Source organism: Siccibacter colletis (assembly GCF_000696575.1).
In the GTDB taxonomy this organism is placed as follows: Bacteria; Pseudomonadota; Gammaproteobacteria; order Enterobacterales; family Enterobacteriaceae; genus Siccibacter; species Siccibacter colletis.
On the sequence record NZ_JMSQ01000007.1, the window covers coordinates 178,975 to 204,670 of the forward strand.

Below are 25,696 nucleotides of genomic sequence, written 5' to 3' on the forward strand. Positions count from 1 at the left end.
GTATGTCGCCCGATGGCGACCGCGTTATTTCCCATAGTCTGAGGTTGATGTGCAGTTAACGAGTTTTACCGATTTCGGTTTGCGAGCACTGATTTACATGGCATCGCTGCCCGAGGGGCGCATGACCAGCATTTCCGAAGTGACCAGCGTGTACGGTGTGTCACGCAATCACATGGTGAAAATAGTCAATCAACTGAGCCGTTCAGGCTATGTGGCTGCAGTACGCGGAAAAAACGGCGGTATCCGGCTGGGTAAACCAGCACATGAAATCTGTATCGGCGATGTGGTCCGTGAACTCGAACCGCTGGCGCTGGTGAATTGTAGTAGCGAGTTTTGTCACATCACGCCCGCCTGCCGTCTTAAGCAGGTGCTGGCAAAAGCAGTACAAAGCTTCCTCCAGGAACTGGACAACTACACGCTTGCGGACATGGTCGACCAAAACCAGCCGCTTTATAAATTACTGCTGGTGGAATAAATATCCGCGGATTTCAGGCTGCGTCACAGCATTGACTGGACGATCCTTGCGGCATAGATAACTATGTCAGAAGGTAAAAACATAAGCCAACAGCCTGAAACGACGCGTAATTCCACCAGAAATGACAACGGAGGAACCGATATGTCACAAGATCCTTTTCAGGAACGAGAAGCCGAAAAGTATTCCAACCCTATCCCGAGCCGGGAATTCATCCTTGAACACTTAACCCGGCGTGAAAAACCCGCCAGTCGTGATGAACTGGCCGTTGAGCTGGGCATTGAAGGCGAAGAGCAGCAGGAAGCGCTGCGCCGCCGCTTACGCGCGATGGAGCGCGACGGTCAGCTCGTCTTTACCCGCCGCCAGTGCTATGCCCTGCCGGAGCGCCTTGATCTGCTCAAGGGGACCGTCATTGGTCACCGCGATGGCTTTGGCTTCCTGCGCGTGGAAGGCCGCAAGGACGACCTGTATCTCTCCAGCGAACAGATGAAAACCTGCATTCACGGCGACGTGGTGCTGGCGCAACCGCTGGGCGCGGATCGTAAAGGCCGCCGCGAAGGGCGCGTGGTACGCGTGCTGGAACCAAAAATGAGCCAGATCGTTGGCCGCTACTTCACCGATGCGGGCGTCGGCTTTGTGGTACCGGACGACAGCCGCCTGAGCTTCGACATCCTGATCCCGCCAGAAGAGATTAACGGCGCACGCATGGGCTTCGTGGTGGTGGTCGAGCTGACCCAGCGTCCGACCCGCCGCACCAAAGCGGTGGGTAAGATTGTGGAAGTGCTGGGCGACAACATGGGCACCGGCATGGCGGTCGATATGGCGCTGCGCACCCATGAAATCCCGTATGTCTGGCCGGAAGCGGTCGAACAGCAGATTGCCTCCCTGAAAGAAGAGGTGCCGGAAGAGGCGAAGATTGGCCGTGTTGACCTGCGCAAACTGCCGCTGGTCACCATCGACGGCGAAGACGCCCGTGACTTCGATGACGCGGTCTACTGCGAGAAGAAACGCGGCGGCGGCTGGCGCCTGTGGGTGGCGATTGCCGACGTGAGCTACTACGTGCGTCCGCCAACCCCGCTGGACAACGAAGCGCGTAACCGCGGTACTTCGGTCTACTTCCCGTCGCAGGTGATCCCGATGCTGCCGGAAGTGCTCTCCAACGGTCTGTGCTCGCTCAACCCGCAGGTTGACCGTCTGTGTATGGTCTGTGAAATGACCATCTCCGTCGGTGGACGTCTGACCGGCTCTCGCTTCTACGAAGCGGTGATGAGCTCCCACGCGCGTCTGACCTATAACAAAGTCTGGCAGATGCTGCTGGGCGACCAGGATCTGCGTCAGCAGTACGCGCCGCTGGTGAAGCCTATCGAAGAGCTGCACAGCCTGTATAAAGCGCTGGAGCAGGCGCGCACCCAGCGCGGCGGCATCTCCTTCGAAAGTGAAGAAGCGAAGTTTATCTTCAACGCCGAGCGCCGCATTGAGCGTATCGAGCAGACCCAGCGTAACGATGCGCATAAGCTCATCGAAGAGTGCATGATTCTGGCGAACATCTCCGCCGCACGCTTCGTTGAAAAAGCAGAAGAGCCGGCGCTGTTCCGTATTCACGACCGTCCGACTAACGAAGCGATTACCTCGTTCCGCACCGTACTGGCTGAGCTGGGCCTGGAGCTGCCGGGTGGCAACAAGCCGGAGCCGCGCGACTACGCGCAGCTGCTGGAGTCCATCGCCGGGCGTCCGGACCATGAAATGCTGCAAACCATGCTGCTGCGCTCCATGAAACAGGCGATCTACGATCCGGAAAACCGCGGTCACTTCGGCCTTGCGCTTCAGCACTACGCGCACTTCACGTCGCCGATCCGCCGTTACCCGGACCTGCTGCTGCACCGCGCCATCAAATATCTGCTGGCGAAAGAGCAGGGCCACAAAGGCAACAGCACCGAGAGCGGCGGCTGGCACTACAGCATGGAAGAGATGCTTCAGCTGGGGCAGCACTGCTCCCTGACCGAGCGTCGCGCCGACGAAGCGACCCGCGACGTTGCCGACTGGCTGAAGTGCGACTTTATGCAGGACCAGGTGGGCCAGGTGTTTAACGGCGTTATCGCCAGCGTCACCGGCTTCGGGTTCTTTGTGCGTCTCAACGAGCTGTTTATCGACGGTCTGGTGCACGTCTCCTCGCTCGACAACGACTACTACCGTTTCGACCAGGTGGGCCAGCGTCTGATTGGCGAATCCGGCGGCCAGACCTACCGCCTCGGCGACCGCGTGGAAGTGCGCGTCGAAGCCGTCAACATGGACGAGCGTAAGATCGACTTCACGCTGATCTCCAGCCAGCGCGCGCCGCGCAACGTCGGTAAAACCGAACGTGAACGCGGGAAAAAAGCGCCCGGTGGCAAAAGCGGTGGCCGTCGTCAGGTGGGCAAAAAAGCCAACTTTGAGCCGGACAGCGCGTTTCGCAGCGAGAAGGGTAGAGGCAAAGTGAAGAAAGAGAGCGCTGCCCGCCCGGAAAAGAGCGAAAAACCGGCAAGAAGCAGTAAAAAACCGTCGGCGAAATCACAGAAGATTGCCGCCGCGACCAAAGCGAAACGCGGGTCGCGCAAGAAAGCGACCGACTGAGTATCTTCTCCCGGCGGCGTTCCTCAGGTGCGCCCCCGGGAGTAAACCAATAACAGAGTTAATACGAGTATTTTCATGAGTGAAATGATTTACGGCATCCACGCGGTGCAGGCCCTGCTGGAACGTGCGCCGGAGCGCTTTCAGGAAGTGTTTATTCTGAAAGGCCGCGAAGATAAACGTCTGCTGCCGCTTATCCACGCGCTGGAAGCCCAGGGCGTGGTAATTCAGGTCGCCAACCGTCAGTGGCTCGACGACAAGAGCGAAGGGGCGGTGCACCAGGGAATTATTGCGCGCGTGAAGCCGGGTCGTCAGTACCAGGAGAACGATCTGCCGGATCTGATCGCTGAACTCGATAACCCGTTCTTCCTGATCCTCGACGGGGTTACCGATCCGCACAACCTCGGTGCCTGCCTGCGCAGCGCTGATGCCGCCGGCGTGCACGCGGTGATCGTACCGAAAGACAAATCCGCTCAGCTCAATGCCACCGCGAAGAAAGTGGCCTGCGGCGCAGCGGAAAACGTGCCGCTGATCCGCGTCACCAACCTGGCGCGCACCATGCGTCTGCTGCAGGAAGAGAACATCTGGATCGTTGGTACCGCCGGTGAAGCCGATCATACCTTGTTCCAGAGCAAAATGACCGGCCGCATGGCGCTGGTGATGGGCGCGGAAGGGGAAGGCATGCGCCGCCTGACCCGCGAACACTGCGACGAGCTGATCAGCATTCCGATGGCGGGCAGCGTCTCCTCACTGAACGTCTCGGTTGCTACCGGCATCTGCCTGTTCGAAGCGGTACGCCAGCGCGGTTAAGCCCGCCAGCCTGAAAACGCCATCCTGCGGGGTGGCTTTTTTATGCCTGCGCCCCAGCGCGTAGGGTGGGTAAGCGTAGCGCACCCACCTTTGGATACGCGGCGGCGGGTGCGCAGGCTTACCCGCCCTACGAGACGGGTCCCCTTAACTGACAAGCATTACCTCCTGCGGGGTGGCTTTTTTATGCCTGTGCCCCAGTGTAAAGTTTTATCAGCCCGGCGAGGATATACAGGCGGGCTGCTACTATAAGCGCCACAGGGGTTTGCCCCTGCAAACCAATAAAATTTACCGCCTCGGGAGACAGGATTGTGCAGACATTTCATGGATTAATGGCGTTCGCCGCCTACTTTTTTATCGGCCTGGCGATGATCAACTGCTTTATGTTTATCTACACCCGCATCACGCCGCACAACGAGTGGCAGCTGATTAAAGATAATAACAGCGCGGCGGCTGTTACCTTCAGCGGCGCCATTATCGGCTATGTCATTCCGCTGGCCAGTGCTGCCATCAACTCCGTCAGCATTGTCGACTATCTGATTTGGGGGGCGATCGCGCTGGTGGTTCAGCTTATAATCTACGGCGGCGTGCTGATGTATATGCCGAAGCTGAGTGAAAAAATCATCAACCGCAATCTTGCTGCCGGCATCTTTATGGGCGCGGCGTCTATCGCCGGTGGTATTCTCAATGCGGCATGTATGACATGGTAAACACAACACAGGGATAAGCATGGCGGCAGCAAGGAAGACGCGCAAAAAAAGGAATCTCCCCAGCCCGGTAATGCGGGCATCCGACCTCGAAAAGGGGTCGTGGGAGAAAAAACGCAAAGGCCCCACCATTCTCACCCTCGCGATCATGGGCGGTGCCGCCTTTTTCGTGCTGCGCGGCAACAGCGACGAGGCCAATGCCAATGACGGCGACGGCCTCTACTATGGTTCACCGGAAGCCTGCCACGCCGACGATCATCCGCTGGAGGCGTGTAACGCCGCCTGGGAAAATGCGCGCCAGGAGTTCGAGAAGGGCATCCCTTCTCCGATGAGCTGGGAGCAGTGCTTCAACAGCTATCAGAACTGCAACTACAACGCCGAGCGTAAAACCTGGGTGCCGGTGATGGCGGGATTCCTGCTGGCGCAGCGCGAGCAGGAGGAGCAGAGCAGCCAGAGCGGGTCCGGCTATACCAGCTCAACGTACTACTCCAGCGGCAGTCATTACTACTATTCTCGTCCGGCCTGGCGCGATACGCAGGGGCGCTATACCTGGCGTTCGCGATCTCCTGGCAGCGTCAACGGCTACGCCAGTAAAACCGCCGATACCCTGTCCCGCGGGGGCTTTGGTCGCGCCAGCGCGCACCACAGCTTCGGAGGCTAAATGCTTCGCCATAATGTGCCGGTGCGACCCGGCCTCGAACGCATTGCCCGGGAACACGGCTTCAACTTTCACATCATCGATAATGAAATTTACTGGGATGAGAGCCGCGCCTACCGGTTTACGCTTCAGCAGATAGAGACGCAGATAGAAACGCCCACCGAAACGCTGCATGAGATGTGCCTTGAGATCGTCGACCGCGCCGTGCGCGACGAGGCGATGATGACGCGTCTCGCCATCCCGGAGCTCTACTGGGACGCTATCGCCCGCAGCTGGCACGAACGCGATCCGTCGCTGTATGGCCGCATGGATTTTGTCTGGAGCGGCAGCGGGCCGGTGAAGCTGCTGGAGTACAACGCCGATACCCCCACCTCGCTGTATGAATCCGCGTATTTCCAGTGGCTGTGGCTGGTGGACGCCCGCCGTCACGGCCTGATCCCGCGCGATGCCGATCAGTTCAACTCCCTGCAGGAGAAGCTGATTGCCCGCTTTGCCGCCATCGCTACCGCCGAGCCGCTCTATTTCTCCTGCTGTCAGGAATCGGAAGAGGATCGCGGCACGGTGCTGTATCTGGAGGATTGCGCGCGCCAGGCCGGGCTGGAGACGCGCTTTTTGTTCATCGAGGATATCGGGCTTGGCACCGGCGGGCTGCTGACCGACGAGCAGAACCGGATCATTACCCAGGCGTTTAAGCTCTATCCGCTCGAGTGGATGATGCGCGACGACTACGGCCCGCTGCTGCGCAAGCGCGCTGAACGCTGGTACGAGCCGCTGTGGAAAAGCATTCTCAGCAATAAAGGGCTGCTGCCGCTGCTGTGGCAGCATTTCCCTGACCATCCCAACCTGCTCCCCGCCTGGTTTGCTGACGACACCCCGCCGACCTCAGCGCTGGAGGCGTATCGCGGCTACGTGCGCAAGCCGCTGTTTTCTCGCGAGGGCGGCAACGTCACGGTCTATGACCGGGGCCATCGCATTATTGAGGATGTGCAGGGCGATTACGGTCACGAGCCGATGATCTACCAGGCGTTCGCCCCGCTGCCGCGCTTTGGCGACAGCTATACGCTTATCGGTAGCTGGCTGGTGGGCGACGAGGCAGCGGGTATCGGCCTGCGCGAAGACGCCTCGCTGGTGACCAAAGACACCTCGCGTTTTGTGCCGCACTACATCGCCGGCTAGCGAATTCCCTTTTTTGTGACGTTACCCCGGCGCAGTGACGCTGGCGCTGTCCATACTTAGTGGCGTTGCCACTTCGGGGAGGGACTCACAATGCGCTGGCAAACCCATACCGTGTTTAATCAGGTTGCAGCCCTTAACAACAGTAACCTTTTTCTCTCTGATATCCCGCTGCGCGAGGCGGTCAGCCGTGAAAGCGCACAGTGGGATGCGGAACTGCTCGCCAGCATCGGCCAGCAGCTCGGCACCGCCGAGTCGCTGGAGCTGGGGCGGCTCGCCAACGCTAACCCACCAGAACTGCTGCGCTACGATGCCACCGGCGAGCGACTCGACGATGTACGTTTTCATCCCGCCTGGCATTTGCTGATGCAGGGGCTGTGCGCCAACCGGGTGCATAATCTGCCCTGGCAGGAGGAGGCCCGCATCGGCTCGTTTGTCGCTCGCTGCGCCCGCTTTATGCTCCATGCCCAGGTGGAAGCGGGAACGCTCTGTCCGGTTACCATGACCTTTGCCGCCACACCGTTGCTCATCCAGACGCTGCCGGCGCCGTTCCGCCCGTGGCTGAAACCGCTGCTCAGCGACCGCTACGATGCCCATCTTCAGCCCGGTAGCCAGAAGCGCGGCCTGCTGATAGGCATGGGCATGACCGAGAAGCAGGGCGGTTCGGACGTGCTGAGCAATACCACCCGGGCGGAGCCGCTGGAGTGCCCTGGCCCCGGCGAGGCGTACCGGCTGGTAGGGCACAAGTGGTTTTTCTCAGTGCCGCAGAGCGATGCGCACCTGGTGCTGGCTCAGGCGAAAGGCGGGCTGTCCTGTTTCTTCCTGCCGCGCTTCCTGCCGGACGGACAGCGCAATGCGGTACGGCTGGAGCGGCTTAAGGACAAGCTTGGCAACCGCTCGAACGCCAGCAGCGAAGTGGAGTTTCACGACGCCGTCGCCTGGCTTATCGGCGAGGAGGGGGAGGGGGTACGCCAGATCCTGAAAATGGCGGGCATGACGCGGCTCGACTGCGCTCTGGCCAGCCACGGCATGATGCGGCGCGCGCTGTCGGTGGCGCTGTATCACGCCCATCAGCGCCAGGCGTTCGGCAAAAATCTTATCGATCAGCCGCTGATGCGCCAGCAGACGGGCCGCATGGCGTTGCAGCTGGAGGGGCAGACGGCGTTTCTGTTTCGCCTCGCCCGCGCCTGGGAGCAGCGCAGCGACGCGCGGGAAGCCGTATTCTGCCGCCTGTTTACCCCGGCGGCGAAGTTCTCCGTCTGCAAAGCGGGCATTCCTTTTGTTGCTGAGGCGATGGAGATCCTCGGTGGCAGCGGCTACTGCGAAGAGAGCGAGCTGCCGCGGCTCTACCGGGAAATGCCGGTAAACAGCATCTGGGAGGGGGCAGGGAATATTATGTCGCTGGATGTCCTGCGGGTGCTGGCGAAGCAGCCTGGGGTTATGGAGATGCTCAGTGCGGAGTTTGATGAGGTGAAGGGACAGGACCGCCATTTCGACCGGGCCTGGCGTCAGCTACAGCAGCGGCTGCGTAAGCCCCATGAAGCGCAGGCGCGCGAGATTACGCGCCAGCTTGCGCACCTTGCCTGCGGGGCGCAGCTGCTGCGGCACCTCTCTCCGCCGCTGGCGGAAGCCTGGTGCCGCATGATGCTCGATCCGCGCGGCGACACGCTGATTAACACGCAGGTGCTGGATGACCTGCTGTTACGCGCCACCGGCGGGGTGGGCTAATCCCGCTTAAAGACGGAAAATGCTCACCAGTTCGTTCAGATGGTGCCCTTTCTCGCGCAGGGTCTGGGACGTCTGCTCGCTGCGTGAGACGCGCTCGGCGTTGATGTGCGTCGCTTCACCAATCTGGCTCATGGCGATGTTCACCTGGCCGATACCTGCCGACTGCTCGTGCGAGGCGTGGTTGATCTCGGTCACCAGCTGGTCGATCTGATCGATGTGGGTGATGATGGTATCCATCGCGTTGCGCGTCTGCTCCGACAGGGCGTGACCTTCGCCCACTTTGGTCAGAGTATCGGCGATAAGCTGCTCGATCTCTTTCACCGCGTTGGCGCTGCGAGCCGCCAGTGCGCGTACTTCCTGGGCCACGACCGCAAAGCCTTTCCCGTGTTCACCCGCACGCGCCGCTTCGACGGCGGCGTTCAGCGCGAGGATATTAGTCTGGAAGGCAATGGACTCGATAACGTGGGTAATATCGGCGATACGCTGGGAAGCGCCGCGAATATCATTCATGGTCGCCACCGCGTTGCCCACGGTTTCACCACCTTCATGCACCGCCTGAGCGGCCTGATTTACCAGCTGCTGGGTCTGCGACATGTTCGCAGCATTCTGCTGCACCGTGGCGGCAATCTGCTCCATGCTGGCAGAAGTCTCTTCGACGCTGCTGGCCTGCTTGTTGATCTGCTCGCTGATCTCTACGCTGTCGGCAGCCAGCGCATCGGTACCGCTGCTGATCTCGCCCGCGGCGTCGCGCACCTGGTGTACGATCTGCTGCAGGCCGTTGCCGATGCCGTTGATCGCCTGGATCAGCTCGCCCACTTCATCTTTACGGCTGGAGTTGATGGTGGCGCGCAGATCGCCGGCGGCATAGCTCTGACCAAGCGTGATCACTTCGCGCAGCGGCGTGGTCAGCCAGCGGCGGATCATCACCACAAACAGCGCGGCAAACAGCAGGGAGATCACCAGACCGGCAATCAGGAACTGGTTGCGCATGGTGTTGACGGCGGAGAGCAGAGAAGCTCTGTCCACTTCACCGATAATCGCCCAGTTCCAGCCCGGCAGATGGGTAAAGGAGAGCATGGCAGTGCGACCGTCCGGCTTTTCCATCTCAAAGGTGCCGGATTCGTCGGTCATGATGCGCTGCTGAATCTCATCAGCCCACTGCGGACGTTTACCTTCCTCTTTGGCATGGAACAGGAATTTGCCATTGTTAGCACCCGGCGAGCGATCCAGCACGTAGAAGTGGCCGCTGTCGCCCAGGCGACGGCTGAGGATCTTGTCGCGCATCACCTGCCAGGAATTACTGATGTCCACGCCGACAAAAATAATGGCGATGGTCTGGCCGCTGGCGTCTTTCACCGGCTGATACTGCGTGATGTAGCGCTTGCCGAACAGCTTCGCCAGGCCGCGATAGACCTCGCCTTTATTCACCGGCGCAAACGCCGGGCTGGCGCGATCGAGCAGGGTGCCAATGGCACGGCTACCGTCCTCTTTACGCAGCGAGGTCGCCACGCGCACGAAATCGTCGCCGCTGCGCACGAACAGGGTCGCAATCGCCCCGGTGCGCGCCAGGAAGTCGTCCGGAATGGTGTTGTTTTCGTGCAGTGCCACGTCGCCGCCTTTCAGCAGCGGAACGGTAAAGTTATTGATGGTGCGCGTTTCGCTGGCATCCCGGCTTAACGGCTGGGGCAGGAAACTGGTAAAAAGTCGGGTAAAGCTTTCGACCTCTTCCGTGAGGCTGCTGTCAAACATCACCGCCATATCCACCACGCCCGTGGTCTGGTTATGGAGATCTTCAAGCGCCAGCGCTTCCAGCTGCTGGCTTGCCTGATGGCTTAACGTCCATGTAAATAACAGGAACAGTACCGCGACGGTGCTGCCGGTCAGTAATGAGAGTTTTGCTCCCAGTCCAAGGTGCCGGAAAAAATTAATCATGACATAGCCCAATAAGTAAACGAACGAATGGTGGCTCGTTCAACGGCACCGGGCGGGGAACATTTACCTGTTAAATGTAAGAAATTATTTCCCAGGTAAATTAGTTGATCATGATCATTGCAAGTTTAATGATTAGACAATTACGTCACGCAGAGCGGTGACGTAATAATCAGAAAGCGGATTTATGCGTAAATAATGGCCTGGACCCGCCAGTTATCGGGGTTGTGGTTCTCCTGCATCTGCACGATACGATACCAGGAAGCGCCCTGTTCGTCTGCTTTCAGGGCAATAATCCGTTCCACATCCTGCGCACTGCCAAAAATATTATTTACCGAAATCAGCCCGATCTCATTCAGGCCGGTGACCCGATCGGCGCAGGCGCGATCCGCCGACTGGGCAGAGGTGGTAATAAGTCCCACTGATAGCAACAGCGTGGTTAAGGCAAGAGATCGTTTCATCGTCAGCTCCATTTACGTTACCCCGTTACGACAGGGCACTCCTTCGCAGGCCAGGCCATCCCTTTTCAGACATGAAAACCATTGTGCACAGGAAACGCTAAAACGGCGCAAAGCAGTGTAAATATCGTGCAAACCGTTACTTACGATAGAGAATGGCCTGCGCGTACCACTGACCCGTCACCACCGTTTCATCGTTAAGCACGATAACGTAGTAGTCTGCTCCGGCCGCGACGGCCTTCTGATGCAGGGCAGCTTCACTGTCGCTCGGCGCGCCCTGTACCATCACGCTGACCGTTCCCATGCGCTGTAAATCCTGGGTCTGATTACGCTGGATCTCCTGCGGCGCATCGGTGAGCGGCGGGGCAGGCTGAGGCGTACCTTCCAGCACGGAACAGGCGCTTAACAGCAGCGCCAGCACCGGTATAACCATCCGACGAATATGCATGTTTTGTTTCCTGATGAGGTTAAGTGTAGTGGCAGGCGCGCTGACGATAAGGGAATGATCCCTGTTTTGTTATCTCTGACGCGCTTTTCCACGTTTTTTATTCTGGTAACCCGCCGCCACGCGATGCGTTTGCGCTGAGTGACCGGTTGCGGTCCAGGCAGCATCATGGCATACAGAAAAAAAGTATAGCGAGGTGTGGGTATGATTGAAGTGTATACCGAGCGGTTTGCCGGCATTGAGACGCTGCATGCGGTTCCGGCGGGTATGAAAACAGCGGCGTTGCCAACGGTAGTGTTTTACCACGGCTTCAGCTCCTCAAAAACCGTCTACAGCTATTTTGCTGTTGCGCTGGCCCAGGCGGGATTTCGCGCCATTTTGCCCGATGCGCCGCAGCACGGCGCACGCTTTGACGGCGATGCGGCCGTTCGCGCGCAGCAGTTCTGGCAGATCCTTCAGCAGAATCTCAGCGAGTTCGCCCCGCTGTCGGCTGCGCTGCGTGAGGCTGGTCTGATTCAGCCCGGGCAGCTGTATGTTGCCGGCGCGTCGCTGGGTGGAATGACCGCGCTGGGCCTGATGAGTGCGCATCCGGAGATTGACGCGGTGGCATCGCTGATGGGGTCCGGCTATTACACCTCGCTTGCCCGCTCGCTCTTTCCACCGGTGGACTGGAACCGCCCCGGCGCGCGCGCGGAATTCGAGGCTATCGTCGCGCCGCTCGCGCGTTTCGAAGCTGTGCGCAATCTTGAACGTCTGGCACATCGCCCGCTGTTTCTCTGGCACGGCGAGGCGGATGACGTCGTGCCCGCCACGGAATCCTTCAGCCTGCAACTGGCGCTGCAAACCGCCGGGCTGGCCGAAAATCTGCGCTGGCAGTGGGAGGCGGGAGTGAAACACCGCATCACGCCCGCGGCGCTGGATGGCTGCGTTGCGTTCTTCTCGCGGATTGCAGGAATTAATTAATCATTCACCTTGAGTTCGCCCCGGAACGCCAGTATGATTACGCGTCAATTTTTCAGCCGCCCTTTAACAACGTTCCTTGCCTCCACGGGCCGCGGCTGACCCAGACAGGAGGCTGAATAATCCGTAAGGAGCAATTCGATGCGTCATTACGAAATCGTTTTTATGGTCCATCCTGACCAGAGCGAACAGGTTCCGGGCATGATCGAGCGTTACTCTGCTGCTATCACTGGTGCAGAAGGCAAGATCCACCGTCTGGAAGACTGGGGCCGCCGTCAGCTGGCTTACCCGATCAACAAACTGCACAAAGCACACTACGTTCTGCTGAACGTTGAAGCGCCGCAGGAAGCGATCGATGAGCTGGAAACTAACTTCCGCTTCAACGACGCCGTTATCCGTAGCATGGTAATGCGTACCAAGAACGCAGTTACCGAAGCATCTCCGATGGTTAAAGCGAAAGACGAGCGCCGTGAGCGTCGCGATGATTTCGCAAACGAAACCGCAGATGATGCAGATGCTGGGGATTCTGAAGAGTAATTCTGATGGCCAACCGTCTGGTTTTGTCCGGCACCGTGTGCAGGACACCCCTACGAAAGGTCAGTCCATCAGGAATTCCACACTGCCAGTTCGTGCTTGAGCATCGTTCAGTGCAGGAGGAAGCCGGGTTTCACCGGCAGGCGTGGTGCCAGATGCCTGTAATAATAAGCGGGCACGAGAACCAGGCCATTACTCACAGTATAACGGTCGGTACGCAACTCACCGTGCAGGGCTTCATTAGCTGCCACAAGGCGCGAAATGGTCTGAGCAAAATGGTGTTGCATGCCGAGCAGATTGAATTGATAGATTCTGGAGACTAGCCAAATGGCACGTTATTTCCGTCGTCGCAAGTTCTGCCGTTTCACCGCGGAAGGCGTTCAAGAGATCGACTATAAAGATATCGCTACGCTGAAAAACTACATCACCGAAAGCGGTAAGATTGTCCCAAGCCGTATCACCGGTACCCGTGCAAAATATCAGCGTCAGCTGGCTCGCGCTATCAAACGCGCACGCTACCTGTCCCTGCTGCCGTACACTGATCGTCATCAGTAATCGGTCACGGTCCATTAATACGACTTTGAGAGGATAAGGTAATGCAAGTTATTCTGCTTGATAAAGTAGCAAACCTGGGTAGCCTGGGTGATCAGGTTAACGTTAAAGCGGGTTACGCTCGTAACTTCCTGGTACCACAGGGTAAAGCTGTTCCTGCTACCAAGAAAAATGTTGAATTCTTCGAAGCACGTCGTGCTGAACTGGAAGCCAAACTGGCTGACGTTCTGTCCGCTGCTGAAGCGCGCGCTGCAAAGATCAACGCACTGGAAACCGTTACCATCGTGTCTAAAGCAGGCGACGAAGGTAAACTGTTCGGTTCCATCGGTACTCGCGACATCGCTGACGCTGTAACTGCAGCTGGCGTTGATGTTGCCAAGAGCGAAGTTCGTCTGCCGAACGGCGTTCTGCGTACCACTGGCGAGCACGAAGTGGACTTCCAGGTTCACAGCGAAGTATTCGCTAAACTGACTATCAACGTGGTTGCTGAGTAATTCAGCCCCTGCGCGATAATCAGGTAAAAACGCCGGCCTTGTGCCGGCGTTTTGCTTTTCTGGCGCGCTTAACCTAGCGCACCCGCAGGAAGCTGCCGTCCGGCTGACGGGTAAACAGCGCCTGCACCCCTTCACCCATCTCCACCGTTAGTCCGGTCACCACGCCGTTGGCGTTCTGCCGCACCTGCACCATCTGCCCGCTCTGTAAGTTACTCAACGGCTTGCCGTCGCCCTCTACCTTTGCCATCGCGTACACGTCTTCCGCAGGCAGGTTGTGATCGCGGAACAGCTGCGCCAGGGTTTTACCAGAATCGACCCGGTAGCTGCGCCACTGCTGCTCGATATCGTTCTCCTGGAACGGCGCTGGCGCCTGCTGTGCTGGTGGCGCGTTTGTGGTTTCCGGCGCGGCGGGCGCGACTGGCTGCGCCTGCATCACGTCCCGATCTATCGCTACCGGCTCAGGCGTGCGCTCGGTCTGCGGACGCGGGGAAGGCCAGAGCACGGCGGCGATCACCACCAGCGCCGCAATGATGATCCCTTTGCGGTGCAGGGACGGGAGCGGATCCATCAGTCGGACACGATCCGGCGCGTTCCAGATCCGCATCAGGGTAGGTTTCAGATTCAATCGCCCGGGCATAACGCCTCCTGCCAGGTTAACCGTCACGGCGTCAGTCCGGCGCGCTATGCCCGGCTGACCGCTCATCCATGACGTAAAGAAAACCGCGCTTACGCTCAGGGTAATAGCCTGAATGGCGCGCTGTGATGAAGCCATTATAGATCGCTAACTGCTTGAAGACCGTAGCAATGCCCGCTTTCGTGACCGCCTGCGCGCTCAGAGGTCAATTTTTAAGACTGTTCGTCAGCGGCGGGTCCGGGCAGGCTTTTGACGCAGAGTGTTTTACCCACCGGGCAGCGGCTGTTATGCTGCCCGCTATTTTTATAAACGCGATGAAAGGATAACCCATGACAACCCCTTCTTTTGATAGTGTCGAAGCGCAAGCAAGTTACGGTATCGGTCTGCAGGTCGGTCAGCAGCTGCGTGAATCTGGCCTCGAAGGTCTGCAGCCGGAAGCGCTGGTAGCAGGCCTGCGTGATGCGCTTGAGGGGAATCAGCCCGCGGTGCCGGTTGATGTAGTACATCGCGCGCTGCGTGAAATCCACGAGCGTGCAGACGCGGTGCGTCGCGAGCGCCAGCAGGTAATGGCGGAAGAGGGCGTGAAGTATCTGGAAGAGAACCGCGAGCGCGAAGGCGTAAACAGCACCGAAACCGGTCTGCAGTTCCGCGTTCTGACCCAGGGCGAAGGCGCTATCCCGGCGCGTACCGACCGCGTGCGCGTTCACTACACCGGTAAGCTTATCGACGGCACCGTATTCGACAGCTCCGTCGCACGCGGCGAGCCGGCTGAATTCCCGGTAAACGGCGTGATTGCCGGTTGGATTGAAGCCCTGACCCTGATGCCGGTTGGCTCCAAATGGGAACTGACTATCCCTCATAACCTCGCCTACGGCGAGCGCGGCGCGGGTGCCTCCATTCCGCCGTTCAGCACCCTGGTGTTTGAAGTCGAGTTGCTCGAGATCCTGTAATCTCCCGTTTCCCTCGCCCGTTATCGTCCCGGGCGGGGGAAAATCCGCACCGCAGCGCCTTTAATTTGTTGTTACGCCGCAAACCGCGATTTTATCTTGCAAATAGCCGGGTTAAGGGTATTTTTGTGAGCTATTTCGCGTTGCGAGAGTGATTAGATACTCAATTTAAACATAAAATTAACATTATATTTAAAACATAGTACTCATCTCGCCCAATCTTACCTACTATCGAAATGCTTCAGACAGACACCCCAACTCCGGATACAACGACAGGCCAGCAGAGCCTGAACAACACAGACAGGTACAGGAAAAAAACATGGTAGATCAGGCTAAAGTGGCTGAGGTAGCGAAGGCTCAGGGTGAGCAATCGCTACGCCGCAATCTCTCAAACCGACACATTCAACTTATTGCCATCGGCGGTGCGATTGGTACCGGGCTGTTTATGGGCTCCGGGAAAACCATCAGTCTCGCCGGGCCGTCGATCATCTTTGTGTACATGATCATCGGCTTCATGCTGTTCTTCGTGATGCGCGCGATGGGTGAACTGCTGCTCTCGAATCTGGAATATAAGTCCTTCAGCGATTTTGCCGCCGACCTGCTCGGCCCGTGGGCAGGCTACTTTACCGGCTGGACCTACTGGTTCTGCTGGGTGGTGACCGGCATGGCCGACGTGGTCGCGATAACCGCCTACGCCCAGTTCTGGTTCCCCGGCCTGTCGGACTGGATCGCCTCGCTGGCGGTGATCGTGGTGTTGCTCTCCCTGAACCTTGCCACGGTAAAAATGTTTGGTGAGATGGAATTCTGGTTCGCGATGATAAAAATCGTCGCCATTGTCTCGCTGATTGTGGTCGGCCTGGTAATGGTGCTGATGCACTTCCAGTCACCGGCCGGCGTAGAGGCTTCCTTTGCCCACCTGTGGAATGACGGCGGCTGGTTCCCGAAAGGCATCAGCGGCTTCTTTGCCGGTTTCCAGATTGCGGTGTTTGCGTTTGTCGGGATTGAGCTGGTGGGGACTACCGCCGCCGAGACGAAAGATCCGGAGAAATCCCTGCCGCGCGCCATCAACTCCATCCCGATCCGCATCATCATGTTCTATGTCTTCTCGCTGATCATGATTATGTCGGTGACCCCGTGGAGTTCGGTGGTGCCTGACAAGAGCCCGTTCGTCGAGCTGTTTATGCTGGTGGGTCTGCCGGCGGCGGCGAGCATCATCAACTTCGTGGTGCTGACCTCCGCAGCGTCATCCGCGAATAGCGGCGTGTTTTCTACCAGTCGTATGCTCTACGGCCTGGCGCAGGACGGCGTGGCACCGAAAAGCTTCGGTAACCTGTCGAAGCGCGCGGTGCCGGCCACCGGCCTGACGTTCTCCTGCATCTGCCTGCTGGGCGGCGTGGTGCTGATTTACCTCATCCCGGATGTCATCAAGGTGTTCACAATGGTAACCACGGTGTCGGCGATCCTGTTTATGTTCGTCTGGACCATCATCATGTGTTCCTATCTGGTGTACCGCAAAAAGCGTCCTGAGCTGCACGCGAAATCCATCTACAAGATGCCGCTGGGCATTGTGATGAGCTGGGTGTGCATGGCGTTCTTTGCGTTCGTTATCGTGTTGCTGACGCTGGAAGACGACACCCGTCAGGCGCTGATGGTGACGCCGCTGTGGTTTATTGTGCTGGGTCTGTGCTGGTGGTTTATCGGCAAGAAACGTCTGGCGCGCCTCGGAAAATAAAAAAACGGCCGCCCAGGCGGCCGTAAACATGCATAAATCAGGGTGCTCTCGGGCACCTTTTTTTATTCGCCTGCGAGGGCACGCGGGAACAGAACGTTGTTTTCCAGGCTGATGTGGTTCATCAGATCGTCAATCATCTCATTAATGCCGTTATACAGCGCACGCCAGGTGGTGCAGGCATCGTCCGGCGGGGTGACGTTATTGGTGGTGTGCTTGATCACTTCCAGCAGTTCGCCCGCCTCATCGTGCTCGCTCTCCATCACGCTCACCGGCCCGCCCGCCTGGCTCCCCATCCCCTGTTTGATCATCGGGAACAGGATGCGTTCCTCTTTCATCATGTGGCTGGTCAGCTCCTCGTGCAGCATCGTCAGATATTTGGTCAGCCCGCGCGGCACCGAGGCTTTCGCGGCGTGCACGCGCTCAACTTTTGTGGCCTGCAGAATCAGCTCCGGGAGCTGCTCGCGGTGGCGGTCATGGTAGCGCACGATAATGTGGTCAATGATCTCCGGCAGCGGCGCGCTGCGCCAGTCTTTCTCCAGCGGCGTGGCAGAAAGCGCAGCCAGCTCGGCCTCAATCGCTTCCAGATCCAGATTCTGGCGCGTCGCCGCCTTTAACAGCGTCTGCCTGCCGCCGCAGCAGAAGTCGAGATCGTGTTTGCGAAACAGGGCGGAAGCGCGAGGGACAGACAGCGCCAGTTCCCCTAAAGAGCGGTCACGGAAGTTCATCATCGATACCCTTAGTTGAAAATATAAGATGCATATTAAATGCAACTTTAAGGCGACGCTATTACTCTTTGGGGTCAGTACCACCATTTTTGTTGAGGTTAATAAAAGGTTTTTTATTTATTACCAGCAAGTTATGGAAAGGTATTTGTAAGGCGTAATTCCAGTCAGAAATGAATAAGGGAATAGCACAACTGAATAAATAATTATTAACCCTGCAAAGGGTTATCAGCGTCATTAAAATTAGCGGCGAGGTGAAATAAAAATTATCATATTAAATTATTGTATTTAAAGGTTTTAGTCATTCGCATAAGCGCTTTTAATCAAACATATATCATATTTTGCCGATATAACCTGTGAAGGCAATATCCTGCAAAACAATAAGGTTAAATATGTTTAAGCAAATTAAAGTTATCACCATGTTAATTTTGGTGCTGGCAGTGTTGGGCTCCCTGCAATTAATCTCCGGGGGGCTATTCCTTAGCGCGCTGACAAAAGATAAAGACAACTTCGCTTTATCACAAATTTCCAGCAATAACGTGACGGAATTTACCGACGCCTGGATCAGCCTGAACCAGACGCGTATCACCCTCAACCGCGGTATGCTGCGCCTGCAAAGCAGCATGGCGGGCGCCATCAACGGTGGCGATCTCGATGCGCTGGTGAAAAATGCCGATCGTCTGCTGGCCCAGGCGCAGAAGCACTATAAAAATTACGAAGCCATTCCGGAAACCCCGGGCCTTGACCCTCAGCTGACGAAAGATCTGGAAGAGCAATACGCCATTTATCACGGTACGTTGACTGAGATGAATAAGCTTATGGCCGCCAATCAGCTGGAAGCGATGTTCAAACTCAACGCTGAGCAGAAACAGAACGCCATGCAGGCGGTCTATCTCGACTGGCGCGCAGCCCAGACCAAACTGGCTGAGAAAGGCGTGGTCGAGAACGAAGAGGGCTTCCGCAGCATGATCTGGGGGCTGAGCGCCATCATGGCGATCGTGATTGCCGTCATCGTAATGAGCTGGATCGGTCTGCAGCGCGTGCTGCTCACGCCGCTGAAGCAGATTATCGAACACATCCGCACTATCGCTGCCGGCGATCTGACCAAAGAGATCGACGCAAGTGGCCGCAACGAAATGAGCCTGCTCTCCTCTAACCTGAAAGAGATGCAGCAGTCGCTGGTGCGTACCGTCAGCGCCGTTCGCGACAGCACCGACACCATCTTCACCGGCGCGGGTGAAATCTCTGCTGGTAGCAACGACCTTTCCTCGCGTACCGAACAGCAGGCCGCCTCGCTGGAAGAGACCGCTGCCAGCATGGAGCAGCTGACCGCGACCGTGAAGCAGAACGCCGACAACGCCCGTCAGGCAACCCAACTGGCGCTTAACGCGTCGGAAACCGCAGGCAAAGGCGGCAAAGTGGTGGATGGCGTGGTGCGTACCATGACCGAAATCGCTTCCAGCTCCAGCCAGATTGCCCAGATCACCAACGTGATTGACGGTATCGCCTTCCAGACCAACATCCTGGCGCTGAACGCCGCGGTAGAAGCTGCCCGCGCTGGCGAGCAGGGCCGTGGCTTTGCCGTGGTGGCAGGGGAAGTGCGTACGCTGGCAAGCCGCAGCGCCCAGGCCGCAAAAGAGATCAAAACCCTGATCGAAGCGTCCGGCTCCCGCGTGGATGCGGGTACCGAGCTGGTACGTGAAGCAGGTGACACCATGAAAGAGATCGTGGCGGCCGTCACCCGCGTGACCGACATCATGGGTGAAATCGCCTCGGCGTCTGATGAACAAAGCCGCGGTATCGACCAGGTGGGTCAGGCGGTCTCTGAGATGGACAAAGTTACCCAGCAGAACGCCTCGCTGGTGGAAGAGTCTGCCTCTGCAGCAGCAGCACTGGAAGATCAGGCCAGCCGTCTGAGCCAGGCCGTTGCGGTGTTCAAGGTCAGCCGTAGCCAGGCTGCCGCTGCGGTGCGCAGCGAACTGGTGAAGCCAGACCTGAAGAGGCCGCTGGTTGCCGCACCGGCGGGTGCCAGCGATTCCAACTGGGAAACGTTCTGAGTCCCTTTAACGCCCCGGCATAGCCGCCGGGGCATTACGCCGTTACTTCCGGGTAGCGGCGTGCGCTTCAGACGACAGCACCTCGCTTTTTATCGGCTTCGCCCGCACCGCAATCACCACGCCCACCACCAGACAGGCAATGCCGATCGCCGCGATCAGCGGAGGCAGGCTCTGACGCAGCAGGAAGGTATAGAGCAGTCCCGCCAGGGTTTCAAAAACGATCAGCGGACCGAGGATCACCGTCGGCAGGCGCTGGCTCGCTTCATTCCAGCACATCGCACCCACCCATGAACACAGCACCGCAATCGCCAGCATCAGGCCGATAAACACCGCAGGGCGTGGCCCAAACGGCAGGCTGAAGGCGGCATCATCTGCGGCAATCCACCAGCAGGCGGCGACATAGCCCACCAGCGACACCGGCAGCGTAACCAGCGCCTGGGCGGTGGCCCACATCATCGGATGTTTATCCGGATGTTCACGCAGCCACCGGGCGTTACGCAGCGCATACCAGGCCCAGCAGGCCACAGCGATAAAGGCCAGCCCGACGCCGCTGAGATAACGCCAGGTATCTCCTCCGGCGCTACCGCTGGCGGATTCCGCATGGTTTACCAGCAAAATGCCAACGGCGATGATCGCCAGCGACGGTGCCAGCCGCCGCCACGGCAGATGCCCGTCGCGCTGGCGGTAGAGCAGGTTAGCGAACACCGGGATCACCACCGGCAGCGTGCCGATAATCATGGTAGAGACCGGTGCACCGGTACGCTGAATAGCGCTGGCCAGGCAGAGATAATAGATAAGGTTGCCCGCCAGGGTCAGCGCCAGCGCAGTCAGCCAGTCGCGTGACGTGAGCTGGCGCAAACGCGCCCGGCCCAGCCAGGCAATCGGCACCGCAATCAGCCCGAGGGCCAGATAGCGCCCGGTGGATTGCAACGCCGCCGGATAGTCAGGAACAATCAGCGGGCCGACAAAGATCAACCCCCACATCAACCCTGCGAGCAGGGCATACGCTACGCCACTTAACATTCACTTATCGCCTCTGGTCAGAAGAGACGGAGTGTAGGGCAGCAGGGAGGGCGGTTCTTGTACCAGATTGCGCACTGACGTGCCGGCGACCTGCTTCTGGTAGCGTACCGGCGTGATGCCGTAGCGGCGCATAAAGGCGCGGGTCAGGTGTGACTGGTCGGTGAGCCCGGTGGCCGCCGCGACCGTCGCCGCCGGCATTCCCTGGGCCAGAAACAGCTTGGCGCGCCACAGGCGGATCGCCATCAGCATCTGGTGCGGCGTGACGTGAAAATGCGCCTTAAACTGGCGCAGGAAGTGATACGGGCTGAGCGACGCGACGCGGGCAATCTCGTCCAGCGTCAGGGATCGGGCATAGTTGTCGTGCAGGTAGTCACGCACCCGGTCAAAACGGGGAGCGGCAGACGACCGGGAGACCGGCGAGTGCCGGGCGTAGGGCAGAAACGCCTCGATAAGCTCCAGCAGAATGCTTTGCTGAGCGAGCGGATCGTCGTAGTACCACAGGCTGTTAATCAGCTGGCTGACGCGCAGGGCGCGCTGCGGATCGTGCCGCTCCACCCCGTCAAACCACCAGTTTTGCTTCCCGGTGACCTGCTCCAGCAGCATTGGCTCAAGATAGATCATGCGATAGCGCCAGCCGTCATCGGTGATGGCTTTTCCGGTGTGCAGCTCGTCCGGGTTCATGGTCAGCAGCGAATTGGCAGAGGCGATATGCTGCACGCCGCGATAGCGAAACCGTTCCGCACCGGTTTCCACCGCGCCGATACCGAACGCTTCATGGGTGTGCGGCTCGAAGCTGTGCTGCGCGATATGGGCGTGATACAGCTCAACGCCGGGCAGGTGCGGGAGCTGGCGAAAGCTGGCACGGTCACGTTCATCGGTAAACTGGTCAGGAACTCCTTGCACCGTCACCCCCTCAGTGGATTCACTCCATTATAGGAATTCGCCCGCCCGCTGCTAACAGATTATTAACATGAGCATGAAAAACCTCCCCCGGCGGGGAGTAATGCCAGTCAGTTAAGCATGTAGGGTGGGTAAGCGTAGCGCACCCACCGGTGGATGCGCAGCAGCGGCGGATCACCTTTACTGACAAGGATTACCCCGGCGGGGAGGCGAAAGGGCTATTCGACGCGGGAGAGTTGCGCGCTGTCGCACCCGGCGTTGCGGCATTCGCGCTCAATCCGCTTCAGCAGGTCGATGCGGCTGCGCATTTTTTCATTGGCACACATCAGCAGCAGCGTGTCGCCTTCGGTGCAGTCACGGTCGCGCACCTTCAGCCAGGCGATCTGCGAGTCCTTGAGACTCTTTTTCTGCCCGGCGTTCAGCGTCGTGATGGTTTTTTTGTACTGCTGATTGAGTTCTTCATCGCTCTGTACCAGCTCCAGCGAGGCGCAGTAGGCGCGATCGTAAGGGGTGCGCGGGCTGTCGCAGCTGATGGCGAAGGCGCTGCCGGAAGCGATGAAGAGGGAACCTGCCAGAAGAAGTGCTTTCATGATTCGTCCTTGTTACCTGTAATTTTAGGCGTGGCGATGCGCCACGCCGCTATCATAGCGGGTAACGAAACGTCAGGCAGCCTGCCAGTTTTTGACAGGCCAGCCTGCGGCTTACAGCATGGCTTTCAGGCTCGCGGCCAGTGGCGTGGTCGGGCGACCAATCAGCGCACTGAGCTGGCGGCCGTCATCAAACAGCCCGCCCTTCGCCGCGCCAGCATCCGAGTCCGCCAGCAGTTTCGCAAACCCTTCCGGTAAACCGGCCCCCATCAACGCCGCCGCGAAGTCCGCTTCGCTCAGGTTCTGATACGCCACGGTTTTGCCGCTGAGTGCGCTCAGGGAAGCGCAGAGATCGCTCAGCGTCCAGGCGTCATCCCCTGCCAGTTCGTAGACGCGTCCCGCCTGGTCATCGAGCGTCAGCACGCGTGCTGCGGCTTCGGCGTAATCTGCCCGGGTCGCCGAGGCGATTTTTCCTTCACCGGCACTGCCGATAAACAGGCCGTGCTGGAGCGCCGCCGGTACGCTTGCCAGATAGTTTTCACTGTACCAGCCGTTACGCAGCAGGGCGTAAGCGAGGCCGGAATCCGCCAGCAGCTTTTCCGTTTCAACGTGCTCAGCCGCCAGGCCGAGCGGTGAGGTATCGGCATGCAGCAGGCTGGTGTAAGCGATGAGCTGAACGCCTGCCGCGTTTGCCGCCTCAATCACGTTGCGGTGCTGGCTGGTACGCTGGCCCACTTCACTGGAGGAGATCAGCAGCAGCTTTTCCACGCCCTGCAGCGCCCGATCCAGCGCCGCCTTGTCGTTGTAGTCGCCGCGGCGTACCTGCACGCCTTTATCGCTCAGGGCTTGCGCTTTGGCCGGGTCACGCACAAGGGCGACGATCTCACTGGCTGCCACGGTTTTCAGCAGTGCATTGATAACGAGCTGGCCCAGTTGGCCGGTTGCGCCGGTAACAGCAATCATGGTGTTGTCCTTCTTGTCTGGTGTGTGTTGTGGCACAATAGCAACCAAACTAACTTTTAGTAAGTACGCACAAAAAGGTAAGTGTCAATGACCCAGTCTCTCACCGACCAGCTGCGCACCGGCAATCTGTTTGCTGGCGAGTGCCCCTCCCGCGATGTGCTCAAACATGTCACCAGCCGCTGGGGCGTGCTGATCCTCGTCGCGCTGCGTGACGGGACGCTGCGCTTCAGCGATTTGCGTCGCCGTATCGGCGGCGTCAGTGAAAAAATGCTGGCCCAGACGCTACAGTGGCTCGAAATGGACGGGTTTGTGAACCGCGTCTCCTTCCCGGTGGTCCCGCCGCATGTCGAGTACAGCCTGACGCCATCCGGGGAGCAGGTCAGTGAAAAGGTCGCCGCGCTGGCCGACTGGATAGAGCTTAATCTGCCGGACGTCATGGCATACCGCGCCGGGCGTGAAGGGGTGGATGCGGCGTGATGAAAAAGCGCACGCTTTGCCCCGTGCGCTTTTTTAATTACTTCTGCAAATCCAGCTTATAGATGGCAAAGCCGATATCGTCGGTAGCGACCTGCTGCATCGGGTACTGCGCGTGGCTGCGAATGAACGCCGCCGCTTTGTCGCCCGGTGAGGTTTCGAAGCGGATATCCAGCGGCGTATCGCTGTGGATCGGTGCCAGTCGCCAGTTGTTATCGGCTGCCGGGTGGATCTCGCCGTTGCGTTTGGTTTCCGCGCCAATCCATGCGGCCAGCACCGCGCGGTTTTCATCCGGCGAGGCAAAGGCAATATGGCTGTCGCCGGTGCCAGCGAACTTGCCACCGTAAGCGCGATAGTTGTTCGTGGCCACAAGGAACGTAGCGTTCAGATCGACAGGTTTACCGTTAAAGGTGAGCTGCCTGATGCGCTCGGCCTGCGGGTTGATGACCTGGCATTCACCGTCGTATTTCGCTGGCTGGGTGACGTCAATCTGGTAGTTCACGCCGTCGATCACGTCGAAGTTGTAGGTACGGAAGTCATCCCAGTTGATCAGCGACTGCGGCTTGCTGCTGTGAATATCGATCTGGTTGAACTGCCCGGCAGAGCACTCCAGCCAGTCCTTCACTTCCTGGCCCGTCACTTTCATTACGACCAGGGTGTTCGGATAGAGATAGAGGTCGGCGGCATTGCGGAAGGTCAGCTGGCCTTTTTCCACTTCGACAAAGCTCGCCGGGTCGTTTTTACGCCCGCCCGCTTTGAACGGTGCGGCGGCAGTCAGCACCGGAAGATTCGCCAGATCCGGGTCGCCCTGAATGAAGTGCTCCACGTATGCGCGCTGCGCGTTGTTCACCACCTGTACGGTCGGGTCGTCCTGCACCAGCGACAGGTAGCTATACATGTTGTCCGCTGACTTGCCGATGGGCTGGCTGACGAACTCGCGGGTCGCATCGTGATCCGCTTTCAGGACTTTCACCAGGTTGGTATCTTCGGCTACCAGCGCTTTTTTCGCCGCCGCATCGTAGATGGGACGCGCTTCGGCTTTTGATCGCGCCACTTTCCAGCTGCCGCCGTCGTTGTTGAGCACCAGATCCACTACGCCAAGATGGTCGCCCCACATGCCGGGCATCACCGCCGGAATACCGTTCAGGGTGCCTTTCTCAATGTCTGCGCCTTTGATCGCAGCAAAGTCTTTGCCGGGGAAGACCGCGTGGGCGTGGCCGAACAGAATGGCATCGACGCCCGGCACTTCGCTCAGGTAGTACACCGAGTTCTCCGCCAGGGTTTTATATGGCTCCGCAGAAAGGCCGGAGTGAGCAATCACTACCACAATATCAGCGCCTTTCTCCCGCATCTCTGGTACATAGCGGCGCGCGCTTTCAGTGATGTCGTTGACCGTCACCTTGCCCTCAAGGTTGGCTTTATCCCAGGTCATGATCTGCGGCGGCACGAAGCCGATGTAGCCGATTTTCAGGGTATGGGATTTCCCGTCCTGATCTTTTACCGCGGTATCCTGAATGAGCCACGGCGTGAACAGCGGCTTCTGGGTTTTCACATCAATGATGTTGGCGTTCACGTATGGAAATTTTGCCCCCGTCAGCGCCTTATGCAGGTAATCCAGTCCGTAATTGAACTCGTGGTTGCCGAGGTTACCGACAGCGTAATCCAGTGTGTTCAGTGCTTTATAAACCGGGTGGATCTCGCCCGCTTTCAGCCCCTTCGACGCCATATAGTCGCCCAGCGGACTGCCCTGAATCAGGTCGCCGTTATCCACCAGCACGCTGTTGGTCGCTTCTTCGCGCGCCGCATTGATAAGCGACGCGGTGCGCACCAGGCCAAACTTTTCCGTCGGCGCGTCTTTGTAGTAATCAAAGTCCATCATGTTGCTGTGGAGGTCAGTGGTTTCCAGAATACGCAGATCCACCGTGGCGGCGTGCACGCTCCCGGCAATCAGCGTGGCCAGGAGCGTTGCGCTAAACTTAATCATGAGAGGGGTCCTTTTTCGATCTGAGCCACAGAAAAGTATGTACTTACAGTCTGTTGCTTACAAAAGTGTGAATGCTGCCAGAAAGCGCACGGCGTTAATCTGCATTGCTTCACAGATAGCGTAATCAGACGCAATACGATATAAAAAAA

Annotated in this window: 25 protein-coding genes and 1 pseudogene; 16 read left to right on the forward strand and 10 right to left on the reverse strand. The window is 58.5% G+C overall.

Going from position 1 to position 25,696, the window contains the following annotated elements; genetic code table 11:
- Positions 1–49: 49 nt before the first annotated feature.
- The 7 genes from nsrR (at position 50) to ET34_RS0109770 (ending at position 8,152) form a co-directional block, all read left to right on the forward strand.
- The gene (gene nsrR / locus ET34_RS0109740) at positions 50–475 is read left to right on the forward strand and encodes a nitric oxide-sensing transcriptional repressor NsrR (RefSeq protein WP_031521574.1); all 426 of its coding nucleotides are present in this window, start codon (positions 50–52) and stop codon (positions 473–475) included.
- A 141-nt stretch (positions 476–616) separates the two neighbouring features.
- Positions 617–3,082: a ribonuclease R gene (gene rnr / locus ET34_RS0109745; protein ID WP_031521576.1), complete on the forward strand. Its 2,466-nt coding sequence runs from the start codon at positions 617–619 to the stop codon at positions 3,080–3,082.
- A gap of 75 nt (positions 3,083–3,157) precedes the next feature.
- On the forward strand, positions 3,158–3,889 hold the full coding sequence (gene rlmB, locus ET34_RS0109750) for a 23S rRNA (guanosine(2251)-2'-O)-methyltransferase RlmB (protein WP_031521578.1): 732 nt from the start codon (positions 3,158–3,160) through the stop codon (positions 3,887–3,889).
- 308 nt (positions 3,890–4,197) lie between these two features.
- Positions 4,198–4,596, forward strand: coding sequence for a DUF350 domain-containing protein (locus ET34_RS0109755; RefSeq protein ID WP_081826921.1), 399 nt, complete (start codon positions 4,198–4,200; stop codon positions 4,594–4,596).
- Between the two features lie 19 nt (positions 4,597–4,615).
- The gene (locus ET34_RS0109760) at positions 4,616–5,254 is read left to right on the forward strand and encodes a DUF1190 domain-containing protein (RefSeq protein WP_031521581.1); all 639 of its coding nucleotides are present in this window, start codon (positions 4,616–4,618) and stop codon (positions 5,252–5,254) included.
- Complete coding sequence (locus ET34_RS0109765; protein WP_031521583.1) at positions 5,255–6,427, forward strand: glutathionylspermidine synthase family protein; 1,173 nt, start codon at positions 5,255–5,257, stop codon at positions 6,425–6,427.
- Between the two features lie 90 nt (positions 6,428–6,517).
- Positions 6,518–8,152, forward strand: a complete 1,635-nt coding sequence (locus ET34_RS0109770) for an isovaleryl-CoA dehydrogenase (RefSeq protein ID WP_031521585.1) — start codon at positions 6,518–6,520, stop codon at positions 8,150–8,152.
- Positions 8,153–8,158: 6 nt separating this feature from the next.
- On the opposite strand, the gene ET34_RS0109775 is transcribed toward ET34_RS0109770, so the two are convergent.
- From ET34_RS0109775 to bsmA, 3 genes are all read right to left on the reverse strand, one after another.
- Positions 8,159–10,084, reverse strand: coding sequence for a methyl-accepting chemotaxis protein (locus ET34_RS0109775; RefSeq protein WP_031521587.1), 1,926 nt, complete (start codon positions 10,082–10,084; stop codon positions 8,159–8,161).
- A 182-nt stretch (positions 10,085–10,266) separates the two neighbouring features.
- Complete coding sequence (gene yjfN / locus ET34_RS0109780) at positions 10,267–10,554, reverse strand: DUF1471 family protease activator YjfN (RefSeq protein WP_031521589.1); 288 nt, start codon at positions 10,552–10,554, stop codon at positions 10,267–10,269.
- A 124-nt stretch (positions 10,555–10,678) separates the two neighbouring features.
- Positions 10,679–10,987 (reverse strand): biofilm peroxide resistance protein BsmA, encoded by a 309-nt coding sequence (gene bsmA / locus ET34_RS0109785; RefSeq protein ID WP_035891118.1) that lies wholly within the window; start codon positions 10,985–10,987, stop codon positions 10,679–10,681.
- 201 nt (positions 10,988–11,188) lie between these two features.
- On the opposite strand from bsmA, the gene yjfP reads away from it, so the two are divergent.
- The 5 genes from yjfP to rplI all read left to right on the forward strand — a co-directional run bounded on the left by yjfP (position 11,189) and on the right by rplI (position 13,524).
- A complete protein-coding gene (gene yjfP, locus ET34_RS0109790; RefSeq protein WP_031521592.1) occupies positions 11,189–11,947 on the forward strand; it encodes an esterase in 759 nt (252 codons plus the stop codon).
- 138 nt (positions 11,948–12,085) lie between these two features.
- Positions 12,086–12,481, forward strand: a complete 396-nt coding sequence (gene rpsF / locus ET34_RS0109795; protein ID WP_031521594.1) for a 30S ribosomal protein S6 — start codon at positions 12,086–12,088, stop codon at positions 12,479–12,481.
- Positions 12,482–12,486: 5 nt separating this feature from the next.
- On the forward strand, positions 12,487–12,801 hold the full coding sequence (gene priB, locus ET34_RS0109800) for a primosomal replication protein N (protein ID WP_024548317.1): 315 nt from the start codon (positions 12,487–12,489) through the stop codon (positions 12,799–12,801).
- 4 nt (positions 12,802–12,805) lie between these two features.
- Entirely contained in the window at positions 12,806–13,033 is a 228-nt protein-coding gene (gene rpsR / locus ET34_RS0109805) for a 30S ribosomal protein S18 (protein ID WP_000135199.1), read from the forward strand.
- Positions 13,034–13,074: 41 nt separating this feature from the next.
- Entirely contained in the window at positions 13,075–13,524 is a 450-nt protein-coding gene (rplI, locus tag ET34_RS0109810; protein ID WP_031521596.1) for a 50S ribosomal protein L9, read from the forward strand.
- 73 nt (positions 13,525–13,597) lie between these two features.
- Here rplI and ET34_RS0109815 read toward each other — a convergent pair whose 3' ends face one another.
- On the reverse strand, positions 13,598–14,161 hold the full coding sequence (locus ET34_RS0109815) for an OapA family protein (RefSeq protein WP_031521598.1): 564 nt from the start codon (positions 14,159–14,161) through the stop codon (positions 13,598–13,600).
- A gap of 326 nt (positions 14,162–14,487) precedes the next feature.
- Between ET34_RS0109815 and fklB the strand changes: the two genes are divergently transcribed.
- Together fklB and cycA are read left to right on the forward strand one after the other, a co-directional pair.
- Positions 14,488–15,108: an FKBP-type peptidyl-prolyl cis-trans isomerase gene (fklB, locus tag ET34_RS0109820; RefSeq protein WP_031521599.1), complete on the forward strand. Its 621-nt coding sequence runs from the start codon at positions 14,488–14,490 to the stop codon at positions 15,106–15,108.
- Positions 15,109–15,424: 316 nt separating this feature from the next.
- Positions 15,425–16,837: a D-serine/D-alanine/glycine transporter gene (gene cycA / locus ET34_RS0109825; protein ID WP_031521601.1), complete on the forward strand. Its 1,413-nt coding sequence runs from the start codon at positions 15,425–15,427 to the stop codon at positions 16,835–16,837.
- Between the two features lie 62 nt (positions 16,838–16,899).
- On the opposite strand, the gene ytfE is transcribed toward cycA, so the two are convergent.
- Positions 16,900–17,562, reverse strand: a complete 663-nt coding sequence (gene ytfE / locus ET34_RS0109830; RefSeq protein WP_031521602.1) for an iron-sulfur cluster repair protein YtfE — start codon at positions 17,560–17,562, stop codon at positions 16,900–16,902.
- 389 nt (positions 17,563–17,951) lie between these two features.
- Between ytfE and ET34_RS0109835 the strand changes: the two genes are divergently transcribed.
- A complete protein-coding gene (locus tag ET34_RS0109835) occupies positions 17,952–19,616 on the forward strand; it encodes a methyl-accepting chemotaxis protein (RefSeq protein WP_031521603.1) in 1,665 nt (554 codons plus the stop codon).
- 42 nt (positions 19,617–19,658) lie between these two features.
- Here ET34_RS0109835 and ET34_RS0109840 read toward each other — a convergent pair whose 3' ends face one another.
- From ET34_RS0109840 to ET34_RS0109855, 4 genes and pseudogenes are all read right to left on the reverse strand, one after another.
- The gene (locus ET34_RS0109840; protein ID WP_031521604.1) at positions 19,659–20,639 is read right to left on the reverse strand and encodes a DMT family transporter; all 981 of its coding nucleotides are present in this window, start codon (positions 20,637–20,639) and stop codon (positions 19,659–19,661) included.
- An 84-nt stretch (positions 20,640–20,723) separates the two neighbouring features.
- Positions 20,724–21,542 (reverse strand): annotated as a pseudogene (locus ET34_RS0109845) (AraC family transcriptional regulator); the annotation flags it as partial.
- A 215-nt stretch (positions 21,543–21,757) separates the two neighbouring features.
- Positions 21,758–22,129: a lysozyme inhibitor LprI family protein gene (locus tag ET34_RS0109850; RefSeq protein ID WP_031521608.1), complete on the reverse strand. Its 372-nt coding sequence runs from the start codon at positions 22,127–22,129 to the stop codon at positions 21,758–21,760.
- A gap of 111 nt (positions 22,130–22,240) precedes the next feature.
- Positions 22,241–23,089, reverse strand: a complete 849-nt coding sequence (locus ET34_RS0109855) for an SDR family oxidoreductase (RefSeq protein WP_031521610.1) — start codon at positions 23,087–23,089, stop codon at positions 22,241–22,243.
- Between the two features lie 87 nt (positions 23,090–23,176).
- On the opposite strand from ET34_RS0109855, the gene ET34_RS0109860 reads away from it, so the two are divergent.
- A complete protein-coding gene (locus ET34_RS0109860; protein ID WP_031521612.1) occupies positions 23,177–23,566 on the forward strand; it encodes a winged helix-turn-helix transcriptional regulator in 390 nt (129 codons plus the stop codon).
- A 37-nt stretch (positions 23,567–23,603) separates the two neighbouring features.
- On the opposite strand, the gene ET34_RS0109865 is transcribed toward ET34_RS0109860, so the two are convergent.
- Complete coding sequence (locus ET34_RS0109865) at positions 23,604–25,547, reverse strand: bifunctional 2',3'-cyclic-nucleotide 2'-phosphodiesterase/3'-nucleotidase (protein WP_031521614.1); 1,944 nt, start codon at positions 25,545–25,547, stop codon at positions 23,604–23,606.
- Positions 25,548–25,696 lie beyond the last annotated feature (149 nt).

What these genes read in the sequence shown, in the direction of transcription:
- rnr (WP_031521576.1), top strand. Translation starts at nt 617, where the DNA reads ATGTCACAAGATCCTTTTCAGGAACGAGAAGCCGAAAAGTATTCCAAC.
- rlmB (WP_031521578.1), top strand. Translation starts at nt 3,158, where the DNA reads ATGAGTGAAATGATTTACGGCATCCACGCGGTGCAGGCCCTGCTGGAA.
- ET34_RS0109760 (WP_031521581.1), top strand. Translation starts at nt 4,616, where the DNA reads ATGGCGGCAGCAAGGAAGACGCGCAAAAAAAGGAATCTCCCCAGCCCG.
- ET34_RS0109765 (WP_031521583.1), top strand. Translation starts at nt 5,255, where the DNA reads ATGCTTCGCCATAATGTGCCGGTGCGACCCGGCCTCGAACGCATTGCC.
- ET34_RS0109770 (WP_031521585.1), top strand. Translation starts at nt 6,518, where the DNA reads ATGCGCTGGCAAACCCATACCGTGTTTAATCAGGTTGCAGCCCTTAAC.
- ET34_RS0109775 (WP_031521587.1), bottom strand. Translation starts at nt 10,084, where the DNA reads ATGATTAATTTTTTCCGGCACCTTGGACTGGGAGCAAAACTCTCATTA.
- yjfN (WP_031521589.1), bottom strand. Translation starts at nt 10,554, where the DNA reads ATGGAGCTGACGATGAAACGATCTCTTGCCTTAACCACGCTGTTGCTA.
- bsmA (WP_035891118.1), bottom strand. Translation starts at nt 10,987, where the DNA reads ATGCATATTCGTCGGATGGTTATACCGGTGCTGGCGCTGCTGTTAAGC.
- yjfP (WP_031521592.1), top strand. Translation starts at nt 11,189, where the DNA reads ATGATTGAAGTGTATACCGAGCGGTTTGCCGGCATTGAGACGCTGCAT.
- rpsF (WP_031521594.1), top strand. Translation starts at nt 12,086, where the DNA reads ATGCGTCATTACGAAATCGTTTTTATGGTCCATCCTGACCAGAGCGAA.
- priB (WP_024548317.1), top strand. Translation starts at nt 12,487, where the DNA reads ATGGCCAACCGTCTGGTTTTGTCCGGCACCGTGTGCAGGACACCCCTA.
- rpsR (WP_000135199.1), top strand. Translation starts at nt 12,806, where the DNA reads ATGGCACGTTATTTCCGTCGTCGCAAGTTCTGCCGTTTCACCGCGGAA.
- rplI (WP_031521596.1), top strand. Translation starts at nt 13,075, where the DNA reads ATGCAAGTTATTCTGCTTGATAAAGTAGCAAACCTGGGTAGCCTGGGT.
- ET34_RS0109815 (WP_031521598.1), bottom strand. Translation starts at nt 14,161, where the DNA reads ATGCCCGGGCGATTGAATCTGAAACCTACCCTGATGCGGATCTGGAAC.
- fklB (WP_031521599.1), top strand. Translation starts at nt 14,488, where the DNA reads ATGACAACCCCTTCTTTTGATAGTGTCGAAGCGCAAGCAAGTTACGGT.
- cycA (WP_031521601.1), top strand. Translation starts at nt 15,425, where the DNA reads ATGGTAGATCAGGCTAAAGTGGCTGAGGTAGCGAAGGCTCAGGGTGAG.
- ytfE (WP_031521602.1), bottom strand. Translation starts at nt 17,562, where the DNA reads ATGAACTTCCGTGACCGCTCTTTAGGGGAACTGGCGCTGTCTGTCCCT.
- ET34_RS0109835 (WP_031521603.1), top strand. Translation starts at nt 17,952, where the DNA reads ATGTTTAAGCAAATTAAAGTTATCACCATGTTAATTTTGGTGCTGGCA.
- ET34_RS0109840 (WP_031521604.1), bottom strand. Translation starts at nt 20,639, where the DNA reads ATGTTAAGTGGCGTAGCGTATGCCCTGCTCGCAGGGTTGATGTGGGGG.
- ET34_RS0109850 (WP_031521608.1), bottom strand. Translation starts at nt 22,129, where the DNA reads ATGAAAGCACTTCTTCTGGCAGGTTCCCTCTTCATCGCTTCCGGCAGC.
- ET34_RS0109855 (WP_031521610.1), bottom strand. Translation starts at nt 23,089, where the DNA reads ATGATTGCTGTTACCGGCGCAACCGGCCAACTGGGCCAGCTCGTTATC.
- ET34_RS0109860 (WP_031521612.1), top strand. Translation starts at nt 23,177, where the DNA reads ATGACCCAGTCTCTCACCGACCAGCTGCGCACCGGCAATCTGTTTGCT.
- ET34_RS0109865 (WP_031521614.1), bottom strand. Translation starts at nt 25,547, where the DNA reads ATGATTAAGTTTAGCGCAACGCTCCTGGCCACGCTGATTGCCGGGAGC.